The sequence below is a fragment of the Pantoea cypripedii genome (assembly GCF_011395035.1).
GTDB lineage: Bacteria > Pseudomonadota > Gammaproteobacteria > Enterobacterales > Enterobacteriaceae > Pantoea > Pantoea cypripedii_A.
Map to the genome: position 1 here is coordinate 276,081 of NZ_CP024769.1, position 12,362 is coordinate 288,442.

Annotated in this window: 12 protein-coding genes; 6 read left to right on the top strand and 6 right to left on the bottom strand. The window is 52.0% G+C overall.

Annotated features, from left to right (window positions below; all coding sequences use genetic code 11):
* Positions 1-16: 16 nt before the first annotated feature.
* The gene (locus tag CUN67_RS21685) at positions 17-172 is read left to right on the top strand and encodes a Hok/Gef family protein (protein WP_208717528.1); all 156 of its coding nucleotides are present in this window, start codon (positions 17-19) and stop codon (positions 170-172) included.
* A gap of 85 nt (positions 173-257) precedes the next feature.
* Here the strand turns inward: CUN67_RS21685 and CUN67_RS21690 are convergent, their stop codons facing one another.
* Genes CUN67_RS21690 through CUN67_RS21705 form a run of 4 tightly spaced genes read right to left on the bottom strand, consistent with a single transcriptional unit; the run spans position 258 to position 3,274 of the window.
* Positions 258-887: an NrsF family protein gene (locus CUN67_RS21690; protein ID WP_208717529.1), complete on the bottom strand. Its 630-nt coding sequence runs from the start codon at positions 885-887 to the stop codon at positions 258-260.
* The gene (locus tag CUN67_RS21695; protein WP_208717530.1) at positions 880-1,431 is read right to left on the bottom strand and encodes a sigma-70 family RNA polymerase sigma factor; all 552 of its coding nucleotides are present in this window, start codon (positions 1,429-1,431) and stop codon (positions 880-882) included. The genes CUN67_RS21690 and CUN67_RS21695 overlap by 8 nt, the downstream gene beginning before the upstream one ends.
* A 16-nt stretch (positions 1,432-1,447) precedes the next feature.
* Positions 1,448-2,680 (bottom strand): protein-disulfide reductase DsbD family protein, encoded by a 1,233-nt coding sequence (locus CUN67_RS21700; protein ID WP_208717531.1) that lies wholly within the window; start codon positions 2,678-2,680, stop codon positions 1,448-1,450.
* Between the two features lie 15 nt (positions 2,681-2,695).
* Entirely contained in the window at positions 2,696-3,274 is a 579-nt protein-coding gene (locus tag CUN67_RS21705; protein WP_208717532.1) for a peroxiredoxin, read from the bottom strand.
* A gap of 188 nt (positions 3,275-3,462) precedes the next feature.
* On the opposite strand from CUN67_RS21705, the gene CUN67_RS21710 reads away from it, so the two are divergent.
* From CUN67_RS21710 to CUN67_RS21720, 3 genes are all read left to right on the top strand, one after another.
* The gene (locus CUN67_RS21710; RefSeq protein WP_208717533.1) at positions 3,463-4,206 is read left to right on the top strand and encodes a hypothetical protein; all 744 of its coding nucleotides are present in this window, start codon (positions 3,463-3,465) and stop codon (positions 4,204-4,206) included.
* The gene (locus CUN67_RS21715) at positions 4,193-4,561 is read left to right on the top strand and encodes a hypothetical protein (RefSeq protein WP_208717534.1); all 369 of its coding nucleotides are present in this window, start codon (positions 4,193-4,195) and stop codon (positions 4,559-4,561) included. The genes CUN67_RS21710 and CUN67_RS21715 overlap by 14 nt, the downstream gene beginning before the upstream one ends.
* A 215-nt stretch (positions 4,562-4,776) precedes the next feature.
* Positions 4,777-8,292: a dermonecrotic toxin domain-containing protein gene (locus CUN67_RS21720; RefSeq protein ID WP_208717535.1), complete on the top strand. Its 3,516-nt coding sequence runs from the start codon at positions 4,777-4,779 to the stop codon at positions 8,290-8,292.
* 27 nt (positions 8,293-8,319) lie between these two features.
* On the opposite strand, the gene CUN67_RS21725 is transcribed toward CUN67_RS21720, so the two are convergent.
* Complete coding sequence (locus tag CUN67_RS21725; RefSeq protein WP_208717536.1) at positions 8,320-8,982, bottom strand: TetR/AcrR family transcriptional regulator; 663 nt, start codon at positions 8,980-8,982, stop codon at positions 8,320-8,322.
* An 80-nt stretch (positions 8,983-9,062) separates the two neighbouring features.
* Here CUN67_RS21725 and CUN67_RS21730 point away from each other — a divergent pair, with 80 nt between their 5' ends.
* Both CUN67_RS21730 and CUN67_RS21735 read left to right on the top strand, forming a co-directional pair.
* The gene (locus CUN67_RS21730; protein WP_254711424.1) at positions 9,063-10,577 is read left to right on the top strand and encodes an MDR family MFS transporter; all 1,515 of its coding nucleotides are present in this window, start codon (positions 9,063-9,065) and stop codon (positions 10,575-10,577) included.
* Between the two features lie 121 nt (positions 10,578-10,698).
* Complete coding sequence (locus tag CUN67_RS21735) at positions 10,699-12,057, top strand: 8-oxoguanine deaminase (protein WP_208717537.1); 1,359 nt, start codon at positions 10,699-10,701, stop codon at positions 12,055-12,057.
* Positions 12,058-12,094: 37 nt separating this feature from the next.
* Here the strand turns inward: CUN67_RS21735 and CUN67_RS21740 are convergent.
* Positions 12,095-12,362, bottom strand: a 268-nt coding sequence (locus CUN67_RS21740; RefSeq protein WP_208714323.1) for a transposase, incomplete at its 5' end; no start/stop codon positions are given.

Genomic DNA, 12,362 nt, shown 5'->3' on the forward strand with positions numbered 1-12,362 from the left:
CAAGGAGAAGTAGGCTATGAAGCAGCATAGGGCGTTTCTTGTCGCGCTGATCGTAATCTGTACCACCGTTTTGATGGTGGTGCTGGTTTTGAGGAAAGACCTTTGTGAGGTCCGAATCAGAACGGGCAATACGGAGGTCGCTGTCTTCACTACCTGTGAATCTGTCAAGTAAGAGACCCGGCGGGGAGTGTTCCCCGCCAACTCTTGAGGTTGTTGCGGCTGGCCTCAATGCACCCGTTCCTCAACATTCGTCCCGTTTACGTTATCGCCACCCAGCGTTTTCCAAACAGCACTGTCAACGCCACGATGGTGACAATCGCTGCCAGATGCATCATAAAGTCCTCTTTATGCAAATGCACCGGGTGGCAAAAGGCCAGCAAGGTGACCGCCATGCAGGCAACACCAAAGCCCGCCATCGCCAGGCTGCGTACCGGGTAAAGCGCACGGGTACGGCGCAGACTGGCAATCATCATCACCATCATTGGCGTGCTGACCACCAGTAAAAAGGTGTAGCAGTTGGTGCCATCTCCCACATGCAATGGCGGTTCGACGCGTGGAATGTTGAGAATACTCAACACCAGCCACAGCAAACCCAGTGGCAACAAGGCTTTCCAGCTGATGCTGTGCCGTCCGGCAATGCTCATGTTAAAGGCGCTGCGAATCGCCAGTGTGCCGAGCACAAAGGCCAGCGCCAGTTGCAGCATTGCCCAGTGCGCGCCAGGTTGTGACCAGTCAGTCAGGCTGCGCTGCACCAGAAAACTCGCCACCACACCACAGGGTAATGCGCCCGCCAGCCAGGCCAGCACCCGCCACCCCGTTGCCTGCGGGCGTTTCACAGGCTGCGCAGATTGGCTGAGTTTTTCAATCAACAGGTTGTGGTCAGTCATGATGTGCTCCAAAGCGGCGTAAATTGGTCAGCGCACGATGCAACAGCGATTTCACCGCTGCGACGCTCAGATTGTTATGCGCTGCCGCCTCTGTCAGGCTCATTTCGCGTAAATGGACGTGTTCAACAATTTCCCGCTGGCGTGAGGGCAGCTGACGCAAATATCCTGCCAGCTCCTCTTGTGAATCCTGGCGATGTGTATCCGCCGGGGCGGGAGCTTCCGTCAGATGTTCCTCTGCCACTTCCCAGCGCTGATGACGTCCACGACGGCGCAAGGCATCCACCCCGCGTGCCGAGATGATTGCCATCAGCCAGGGTAAGAAGGGATAAGCGGGATCGTAGGTATGACGGACCCGATGCACTGTCAGCAGCACATCCTGAATCACGTCTTCGATCAGCACGTCGTCAGCGAGCTGTTTTCGTACCTGCGATCGAATCACCGGCACCAGCGCTTGCAGCAAGCGTGTATACGCCAGCTGATCGCCTGCCTGCGCCCGTTCCATCAGTGCAGGCCAGCTGTCGCGCCCGGTATCGCTTGTATCCATATTCCGCCTTGTTGGGTCAGGCTTTTTTGTTCGCTGCCTGAGTCAGCGCATCAACCACGATGCCGGGTGTTAACACCTGCGGCAACACTTTTGGCGGTCCGCCATTGGCCGGATACACCAGGTACATTGGCAGGCCACCCTGGCCAAACTGGCCGAGCGCATCATCGACATCGGGATTAAATTTGGTCGAGTCGGCCACCATATACAGCGTACCGGTTTTCGCCAATGCGTCTTTAACCGCCTGGGTCGAAAGGGTGGTTTTTTGGTTAACCTGACAGGTTATACACCAGGATGCGGTGAAATCCACAAAGATGGCTTTACCGTGACCGCGCTCTGCCGCAACAGTTTGTGGCGTCCATTTTTCCTGCGTAATGGTCGCTGCCACCTGGTCACCCGGCAGTCCCGCTCCGGATTTGATCATCCCTGGCAGCGGAGCCAGCACCGCAACCACCAAAACGGCAGTGACGGCAAACAGGACTTTGTGACCTTTTCCGGCGAAGCGACGTTTTTGCGCCATGCCGTATAACCAGCCAGCAAAGCCCAGCACCACCGAACCGGCCAGTAAGGTTGCCAGCGCACCGCTGCCTGACTGTTGTGCCAGTACCCACACCAACCAGGCGTAAGCACCGAACATGGGAAACGCGAGGCCGCGTTTCAGAACATCCATCCATGCACCGGGACGCGGCAGGAATTTTGCCAGCGCCGGAAACAGCGATATCAGTGTAAAAGGCGCGGCAAAACCCAGCGCCAGTGCAAAGAAGATGACCAGTGCAACGGCTGGGGGCTGGACCAGTGCATAGCCGATGGCGCTGGCCATAAAGGGCGCGGCGCATGGCGTGGCGACAATAATTGCCAGCGCTCCCGTCAGGGCCGAACGGACAAAGGCTCCGCGGCCGATGTCGATTGCGCCCACCTGCTGAACGGACAAACCGACTTCAAACACGCCAAGCAGGTTGAGTGCGGCCGCGAGGATCACCAGCGCCAGCAGGGCGATGACCAGCGGTGATTGCAGCTGGAAGCCCCAGCCGACTGCCGCGCCGCCCGCACGCGCCGCCAGCAGAATACCCGCCAGTGCCATCATGGTCACGACAACGCCGAGCAAAAACGCCAGACCTTCACGGCGCGCGCTGGCGCTGTTATCAGCATGACGTAACAGGCCCAGCGCTTTCAGTGACACCACCGGAAACACGCAGGGCATAAAGTTGAGAATGATGCCGCCAATAAAGGCGGCCAGCATGGCGGTTAACATCGCTGGCCTCGTCGATTAGTTAGTCGCGGTTTGCGGATGGCTGTCGCTGTACTGTTTCACGGCGGCGAGTGCTTTCTCGATATGGGTGTCCGGGTTTCTGTCAGTATAACTCAGCAGGATATCGCCATTGGGGGCGATGACATAGGAGGTACGGTCAGACAGGGTTTTACCCTTCATCTCCATGGTGGTTTTGTATTCTGCGGCGACTTTGGCACCCGGATCGGCAGCGACTGTGAATTTATCGCGGCACTCCAGTTTGGAGAAATCGCTGACCTGGTCGGTGTTACCTGCGGTCACGCCAATGACTGTCGCACCCATTTTTTTGAAGTTGTCGGTGGCTTCAGCAAAATCATGCGCTTCCAAAGTACAACCCTTACTGAAGGCAGCAGGGAAGAAATAGAGCACCACCGGTCCTTTCTGTAACGCCTGTTGCAGCGAGAAGGTCAGTGGTTTGCCTGCCAGAGCGCCCTGTAATTCAAAGTTGGGCGCTTTGGCACCGACGGGCAGCGCGGCCTGCGCAGTGAGGGCAGTGGCGGACAGGCCCAGCACAGTAGCCAGGGTCAGGATACGAACGAGGTTTTTCATGGGTTTCATTATCTGCTCCTGCGGGTTTGAGGGTGTTCCGGTTTTGTAACGCTGTTAATCAGTTCGCTGGATGTGCGGCAAAGGTTTCGGTCAGGTGAAAATTTTTTTCATGTGTGTGTTAAAGACCCAGCGGTCAATGCCGATACACACGGATGTGTACTTTTATTTAAGCGGGATATTTTTGCAAAGGAGCAGGCATGCAAGGTTTGGTGGTTATCGTCATCTGTATCGCAGTCACGATTTTAAGTTACAGGAAGGTGGCAAATCGTTGCCGTAATAAAGGTCGCGGTAAATTCAGAACCTTTTTTACCGCCGCAACAGTCAGTTTTTTCATTTTCGTGGTGACAATGGGTGTAGGTGTGGCTAATTTTTTCCCAAAAGACCCGAACTCAGACGTTGTCGATGTGCCGAAAGTCCCCATGATTAAATGGACAGACGCGAAGGATATGTCGCTGGTACATACATTGATTGCGCAGGATATGAAAGAAAATCCAGCGCTGACCCAGGAAATCCTGAAAGAAATCTCTACTTACGCTGAAGGCTCGCTTGACAGGGGCATGGCTGAAAGTAATTATATTGATTATGGAGTCAGTAACAGTAAATATATGACGGCAATAGAAGCTTCAGATTGCCGCCAGCAATACAAAACCCAGCTTGCCCCTTACAAGGCGTGGCGTGATGCGCAGGACTGGCGTCCTTTCTCAGAATTCCCCAGAGAGATGGTGAAGCAGGAAGCTTACAGAAGAGACCAGGTGACATCTGAATATCTTACCAGGGCAGCAGAAGTTGGTAATGTCTTAAATAAATGCACATTTGCTCTTATTCGTTCAATTCCTCATCTTTCACGACCCGATGCGAAGCCAATATTTTTACCGCCTTATGAATCAGAAGGGTTGAAGTGCGTAAGGAATAATGGTGGGAATTTTAATGCGTGTTATTAATCAAGCCATTCTGTTAGCCTCGTTGGCGCTGGCATCAGTATCTGCTTTTGCCGCACCGATTGACGGGGTGGCTGGCGAGCCATTCAAGGTTAACAACGAGGTTATCTGCCTGAAGGAAATACAACAGCAGATGACGCCGTATCTTAAATCCTTTGAAGAAGAGCAAGGCGTTGAATATAAATATATCGTCAAGGCAGGGCTGAGCTATAACCATATGGCCGGGCTGCGGCTGGAGGTGAAGCGGGTTGATGCCGGACTGAATGACCATATCGCCGATATAGATTATTACTGGGTTCAGGAACGCGGTAGCATGTGTCAACCGGCTTATCTTATTCTCGATCGCACTGAAAAATAACTTCACTCAGTAACACGCGCCTCCAGCCTGGTGGCGCGTGTTAACTAACCAGCATATCAATATAATCTCCATTCACTTACGTCGTCACCCCTGTTTTTCTACCAGATTCATGAGCTGATTCGCATCACTTAATACGTTAAGGGCTGGTGCGGTTCCGCTCAGCTACGACTAAGCTAATTCTCCCGGATAGAAAATCTATCTGTAAAAGGAGTTTTATGATGAAAGAAGGAATCAGCCATTTATCCAGATTTAACATCAATGTGCCTTTGACTCAGGTTATCCCCACCTATAATTGGGCAATGAATAAGGTCAGCCACATCACAAATGCCCCCTTTCACCCGCTGTCGCAGTCAGTGAACAAGGGGCTTTCCTCTCTGTTTTCTCGCATGTCACCTGCCGCTGATAAGGCACCAGATGATTATCGCCATCAAACCCTACCTTATGCGCGCTATATTTATCTCAGCCCTGCGTTACGATTATTTAAAATAAAGGAAAACCGGGAATTATTGGATCATTTATTTACGCCTTCGCCTTTTCCTCCTCCGGAGAAAGTTGTCGGAAAAAAACACGAAAAAACCATTGCAGATTTTTTGTCGGTGACCGGCGTTGCCTGGGCTACGCCCGTTGCGGTTAATCCATCGGTATTTAAGCAATTAGTGATGGTATTAAAGCAGGGCGGTGCATTGACAGAAGAAAGTATCAACGGGTGTTCTGCCTCCACCTTTGCGCCAGAATGGGTGCTACTCAACTTTTTCGCTTCGCTTATCCCGGCCTCCAGGGACATGTCCTGCGCGATTACCGTTGCGATAAAACAGGTTTTCTGGTCGGGACTTTGTCAGCTGGTGCCTCAGGCCAAATGGCTTTGCTGGCTGTACGATGCAGCTAATCCTTTGCATTGGATAACGCAGGAAACCGATATCAGCCAGATCCTGCGCACGGCAAAAATGCAACGCCATCTCAGGTCACTACCCACAAAAACGCCGGATATTATCCCCATCACTGACAATCAGGGGCTACGATTTCCAGCAGCCGATGCCGCTAACCCATTGACCCGATTTACCGAATCCTGGTGGAACGCCCCTCTTGCTACCCGAATGAGGCGATCCATTGCCATTGCCCGAACTGGAAATGAATTACAGGCACCGCCCGTAAACGTGACTGCGCCAGCTCCGTTGAAAGTGAATGCCAGGAATGGAGTCAACTGGCAGGCAGACTGGCAAATTTACGTCAATACCAGCAACGAGGTGATTGATAATTTTCAGGGGATTTTTGATTTTGTCGGGGATGAGGTTAAAAAGGCGATTAAGAAGTGCTGTAATATCGATGTTGATCCGCATCGTACTTATTATCATAAGTTCGGGTTTGCCAGTTCATCGCCCTATACCATTACCGGCTGGGAACACCTCGGGCCGCCCGAAAAATCCCGCACATTAACTGAAAAAGCGATGGAAAACTTTAGCGCCGATGAGCGGATTGATGATGACACGTTAAATGGTAATGCAGGAATTTATAAAGATGATAATAAGGCGAAGTACTATAACGAAAAAAATCAGGTTGCGATTACACCAAGGAAATTGAAAGACATTTTTATCAATATGGATTTTGCTAATGATTTCCATCAGTTCCAGGTTGATTACTGGAGCAAATATTCCTTGGGGGCCAGGCTAATCACTAAGGGACAGGCGATTAGTCAGGCAATGTGGCAACGGGTGAATGAGACGTTGTCTCCTCAGGGTTTAGATTTACTGGATAGCGCCATTTTTGGCAATGTATTAAAAAACTCCAATATTTCAGTGAGGACACTGAAAGAAGAAGTCAGTCGCAGAGAAGGTGTGACTCTGACGACATTTGATATAAATGGCTATCCCGCCAGTAATATTTTTATGCTACGTGGAAGAGAGGGTAAAATCGTTGTCTATCTCCCCTCAGAGGACAGCTATTATCAGGAGTTTGACTCAGAGCAGCAGATGAAACAATGGTTTTTAGATCTCATTAAAAACCCAGGTAAAAGTGAGACGCTGGCACGCCATTTCACCTTGCTTAACCGGCAGGATGGTATGCTGGTCACCGGGGTGCTTTCCGCTATGAAGAAAATCCAGACAGGCAGCTGGGGCAGTGAAGCGATCAACAAAAATCCGCAAACCATTACTTATGATCCTTTTACCTGGCTGCGTGACCAGATGAAAGCGCGTATTTTTAGTGATGCCGAAGTGCTGACCACGTCGAATCATGAAGTGTTAAAACAACAAATAATCATGAATCTGGAAGCGGCGAAAAGCACTATTGGTACGCTGTTTATCGTAGTCCCGGCTGTCGGGGCCGTTACTTATCTGGGAATGGATATTGCGGAAGCGGGTTTGGATCTGGATCAGGCAATTAACGGAGATACCTATGCGCAGCGCAAAAAGGCGATTAAAGGTCTTTTTTGGGACGCAGCGGCGATCTTATTCGACGGTGTCGCAGCGGTGGAAAGTATCGGTGTCAGAGAGAGTAATGGGATAAGATTTGGCAGGCTTTTTATTTCCGATGAAGTCAATATCTTTAAATATCCACGCAATATGGAGACCGCCGGTGAAATTAAAGCTGAAGCCGAAATGGGCGCCGTAGCGCATTCACAACCTGAACTGAAAGAAATAAAATTAAACTTCTGGGAGAAGTACGTTCTTCTCCCAACCAACAGAGTTGCGGTCATTGCCGGAAGCCTGAAAAAGCTCTATAAACGCAGTCCGCAGCGCGGGGTTATGCTGAACGCGGCTATGGTAAAAGCGGTGCCCACGATGCAGAAAGCGTTGGTGAAACTGGGCACCGCCAGAGGAAGAGAAATTCTTTCTTTGCATCTTGGTTACATTGAACGAACTGAAGATTTCCGCACGGCGGTACGTTCATTCGATGGTTTTAAGTCCGCGGACATTGATATGATTAAAAAATATATTAAGAAAGACCCTATCACACGCTCTTATACTATCGATACCAGCATCAGTAAAAAACCAACTGGAAAAGTCGCTACAGCATTGCGGAATATAGATGGATTAAATCAAAATGAAATGCGCTCATTATTGCATGATGTTAAAACACTGGAAGAATATGATTTAGATAATCGTTTTTCGCAATACCTTGAGAGGCTGACGCTAAAAGATGTCAATGATGCCAGGGACCGTATTAAAGCGATGATTGACAGAGCAGAATGGGCATTGAAAGTGGATAAAAGCTTTCGTTATGAAATCCTGACAGATAAAAGAGACCAGAATATTGTTGCCGTCTGGCATCAGGATGATAAATGTTTTGGCGTTACCGAGGCATTTATGAAATTAAAACCAGAAGCTCAACTACAGACAATTTTGCATGAATATGTTCATCCCAGCATATTAGTTAATGGTAAACCCTCTCCGGATCTGATTTATATGCTGGCAGGCTATGGTGACAGCGGAGCAGGTTTTGTTAAGGCGAAACGCGACCAATCCATTCTCTTCGCCAGGGGAGATTACAGCTCACATTTTATTACTGATGGGGGAGAGCATGTGAAAAATGGCGAATTTGCGAAACGATTTGATCCCGAACATCATTCTTCGGTAATAGCGGATATTCGCGTCAGGGAAAATCATGCGTTGCGGCGTCAGGTATTTTGGGAAAATGCAGACTCATTTTCCCTGTTCGTGGCCGAAGCTGGGGATGAAATTGAGGGAACGACTAATCCAGACGGCACACTCAACACGCCTTTTCGATCAGCATAATCCACATTGCGTGGTTAAAGCGGCCAGCTATGCTGGCCGCATCCCGTTACAGAACAGGCTGAGTGTATGCGCGACAATCATTTCGCGGTTGAATGCCGGATCGCCGGCAAAACGGGTAAACGGCACCAGGACCATACTCAGAATTGATGTCATCAGCAGCTGCGGTTCCAGGTCCGCATTGAGCAGCCCTTGCTGCTGCCAGCCCTCGATCAAGCTCTTGACCTTATCGCGTTCCGTATGTCCAAAGCGGCTTTTGATGTGATGACCTAATCCGCCCTGGCCTTCGGTGACTTCCTGCATCCACAGCGGCGCGAACCAATTATGCGTCTCAATGATGTCGGCTATTTCACGGATAAAGGCGCTGAAGGTTGTGACGGGGTCACTCGGTTCATGCATAAAATGGCCGACAAGGCGTTGCCGCAGCGGCAGAAAACGCTCTTCAACCACCACATCAAGCAATGCCTCGCGTGACTGAAAGTAATAATTCAGCATTGCCGGGCTGACCCCCGCTTTGCGGGCAATGGCGTTGAGGGAGGTCTCGCCAATCCCTTTCTCGGCGTACAGCGCCAGGGTGATATCCAGCAGATGTTCGCGCTGCTGCGCATTAATTGCACCACCTCGTGGACGACCGGGACGGCGGGGTTCGGATTTCGCTGATTTCGCGTCTAAAGGGACTTTCTGTGCGGTCATTTTTGCGTGCTCACTTGTTTCCTGCCAGACTTCGATCAATATTAATTGTGTATTTAATTAATTTCAACATGGTGTTCCCTATGAAATCCCATTCTCTGGCACAGCCCGCTGCCAGCGCCGACACGAAGCGCCAGTCATTTGGCTGGCTGCTGGGGGCGTTACTGCTGGTAATGTTGCTGTCCGCCCTGGACCAAACCATTGTTTCTACAGCTTTACCGACCATCGTTGGGGAGCTGGGCGGATTGGATCGCCTGTCGTGGATCGTCACCGCCTATATGCTGGCCTCGACCCTTGTTGTACCGCTCTACGGTAAATTTGGCGACCTGTTTGGCCGTAAGCCAGTGTTGCAAATCTCCGTGATTCTGTTCCTGGTTGGCTCAGCGTTGTGCGGGCTGGCGCAAAACATGGAGCAGCTGATTTTTACCCGTGCGTTGCAGGGGCTGGGTGGGGGCGGTCTGATGGTGGTCAGTATGGCGGCGGTTGCCGATGTGATCCCGCCTGCCGATCGAGGTAAATATCAGGGTTTGTTCGGCGGTGTATTTGGCCTCGCGACGGTAATTGGTCCGTTGCTGGGTGGTTTTATTGTGCAGCACGCGTCATGGCGCTGGATTTTCTATATCAATCTGCCGCTGGGTTTATTTGCCCTGCTGGTGATTAATGCGGTGTTCAAAACCGACAGCAAACGCAAGGCACATGAAATCGACTATCCCGGTGCGTTTTTCCTCTGTCTGGCGCTGGTGGGTATCACGCTGTTCACCAGTGAAGGCGGTTCGGTACATGCCTGGTCTGATCCACAGCTGTGGTGCATTTTCGCCTTTGGCGTGGTGGGGGTGATTGGCTTTATCTATGAAGAACGTCGCGCGTGGGAACCGATTATCCCGCTGACGTTATTCCGTAACCGCACCTTTCTGCTCTCCAGCCTGATTGGTTTTATTATCGGCATGTCGCTGTTTGGCAGTGTCACCTTTCTACCGCTTTATTTACAGGTGGTGAAAGCATCCACCCCCACCCAGGCCGGTCTGCAATTGCTGCCACTGATGGGCGGCTTGCTGGTGACCTCAATTGTCAGCGGGCGTGTGATCAGCCGCACCGGCAAATATCGGTTATTCCCGATTGCCGGTACTCTGCTGGCGACCATCGGCATGGGGTTGATGACCACGCTGACGCTGGATGCGCCGGTCTGGCACATTTATCTGTTCTCCAGCATCTTAGGCATGGGAATGGGGATGGTGATGCAGGTGCTGGTGCTGGCTGTGCAGAACACCGTCACGCCTGACAGCATCGGTGTGGCGACCTCTTCGGTGACGCTGTTCCGTTCGGTGGGCGGCTCAATTGGGGTGGCGCTATTCGGTGCGGTGTTCAGCCAGGTGTTGAAATCCGGGCTGACAAAGCTGGTGGACAAGGGGATTGAGCTGCCACGTAGCCTCGACCCGGATGCCATCCATCATCTGGCGCTCGATGTGCAGACCCCGTATTTGCAGGCGTTTGTTGATGCGGTACATGCGGCCTTTCAGATGGCGGCAGGCGTGATGTTGCTGGCGTTTATTCTGTCGCTGTTTATGCCGGAATCACCGTTACGTAAAAAAGACGCCTGACCGCTTTCCACGCTATCGCTGATGCGGCATAGTAGGGCCGCATTACAATGCGCCTGGATCAGCAGACAGGCAATAACTGAGCTGGCTAACCCTTATGTTTAACCACTGAGAGGAGCCAGCCATGTGCGCTGCCCGTATCTGGATCAAAAATCCCCTTGCCGTATTTCTTCCCGACAATCCTGATGGCCGTGGCGGCCTGGTCATTGAAGGTTCGCGTATCAGCGAAATTCTGTCCCTGGGGCAGACCCCGTCTCAGCCTTGCGACAGCGTGGTCGATGCCCGTGACCACGTGGTATTACCCGGATTGATTAACGCCCATCATCACTTTTATCAAACCCTGACCCGTGCCTGGCTTCCGGTGGTGAATCAACCGCTTTTTCCGTGGCTGAAAACGCTGTATCCGGTATGGGCGCGCCTGACCCCCGAGGCGCTGCATCTGGCGAGCCAGGTGGCGATGGCGGAGTTGTTGCAGTCCGGCTGCACCACGGTGAGCGATCATCACTATCTTTTTCCCCAGGGGATGGAGCAGTCGCTTGATGTGCAGGTGGAAGTGGTACAACAACTGGGCATGCGTGCGCTGTTAACGCGCGGTTCGATGAATCTGGGAGAAGAACAGGGTGGTTTACCACCGCAGCAGACTATCCAGGATGCCGACACCATTTTGCAGGATAGCCTGCGTCTGATTCAGCAGTATCACCAGCGACACGAAGGGGCACAGATTCAGATTGGCCTCGCGCCCTGTTCACCGTTTTCCGTCACCACCGATTTAATGCGTGAAATTGCCCGACAGGCGGAACAGCATGATGTCCGTCTGCATACCCATCTGGGGGAGACGCTGGATGAAGAAGCGTTTTGCCAGCAAACCTTTGGTATGCGTACTGTCGATTATCTGGAACATGTGGGCTGGCTCAGTAATCGCACCTGGCTGGCACATGGCATTCACTTCAATGATGATGAAATCAAGCGTCTGGGTGCCGCAGGAACCGGTATCTGTCATTGTCCGGTATCGAATATGCGTCTGGCTTCAGGCATTTGTCCGACGGTGGATCTGGAGGCAGCGGGCGCCCCGGTTGGTCTGGGGGTGGATGGTTCGGCCTCGAATGATGCGTCGAATTTAATGTACGAAGCGCGCCAGGCACTGTATCTGCAGCGGTTGCGCTATGGCGCGGAACAAATCACCCCGCAGCGCGTACTGCGTTGGGCGACAGCCGGGTCAGCACGCTTGCTGGGACGCAAGGATATTGGTGAACTGGCGGTGGGTAAACAGGCGGACCTGGCGTTATTCAAGCTGGATGAACTGCGCTTTAGCGGCAGCCACGACCCGCTGTCTGCGTTGATTTTATGTGGCGCGGAACGTGCAGACAAAGTGATGGTTGGTGGGGAGTGGCGTGTGTCAGAGGGTGAAATCATCGGACTGGATGCGACAGAGCTGATGGTGAAACATCGCGCAGCGGCAAAAGCGCTGATAGCCGGAATGTAATCATTAAGCCGTAGATACTCTGTCTCGCGTCAAGTATTTACGGATGCCTGTCACTAAAAAGTTTCGATGCATCAAAGTCCTGACCGTGTTTTATGCAACTCCATAAGCCGGTCAGGTATTTTCTCATGATGGCGCATATCGCCTGGATTTTTTTCCTGCCCCTCGCCACTAACGCCGTGTAAAACGCATTGGCCCGTGGTTCATGGTGCGCCGCACTCAGCGCCGCCATATACATTGCCCTGCGCAGGTGACCGTTCCCTGCCTTACCCAGACGCCCCGGCCGGTTTACGCTGCTCCCTGACTGG

Bases quoted from the DNA above. Each gene is read 5' to 3' on its own strand.
- CUN67_RS21730 (WP_254711424.1), top strand. From the start codon at position 9,063: ATGAAATCCCATTCTCTGGCACAGCCCGCTGCCAGCGCCGACACGAAG.
- CUN67_RS21735 (WP_208717537.1), top strand. From the start codon at position 10,699: ATGTGCGCTGCCCGTATCTGGATCAAAAATCCCCTTGCCGTATTTCTT.
- CUN67_RS21700 (WP_208717531.1), bottom strand. From the start codon at position 2,680: ATGTTAACCGCCATGCTGGCCGCCTTTATTGGCGGCATCATTCTCAAC.
- CUN67_RS21710 (WP_208717533.1), top strand. From the start codon at position 3,463: ATGCAAGGTTTGGTGGTTATCGTCATCTGTATCGCAGTCACGATTTTA.
- CUN67_RS21685 (WP_208717528.1), top strand. From the start codon at position 17: ATGAAGCAGCATAGGGCGTTTCTTGTCGCGCTGATCGTAATCTGTACC.
- CUN67_RS21690 (WP_208717529.1), bottom strand. From the start codon at position 887: ATGACTGACCACAACCTGTTGATTGAAAAACTCAGCCAATCTGCGCAG.
- CUN67_RS21705 (WP_208717532.1), bottom strand. From the start codon at position 3,274: ATGAAACCCATGAAAAACCTCGTTCGTATCCTGACCCTGGCTACTGTG.
- CUN67_RS21695 (WP_208717530.1), bottom strand. From the start codon at position 1,431: ATGGATACAAGCGATACCGGGCGCGACAGCTGGCCTGCACTGATGGAA.
- CUN67_RS21725 (WP_208717536.1), bottom strand. From the start codon at position 8,982: ATGACCGCACAGAAAGTCCCTTTAGACGCGAAATCAGCGAAATCCGAA.
- CUN67_RS21715 (WP_208717534.1), top strand. From the start codon at position 4,193: ATGCGTGTTATTAATCAAGCCATTCTGTTAGCCTCGTTGGCGCTGGCA.
- CUN67_RS21720 (WP_208717535.1), top strand. From the start codon at position 4,777: ATGATGAAAGAAGGAATCAGCCATTTATCCAGATTTAACATCAATGTG.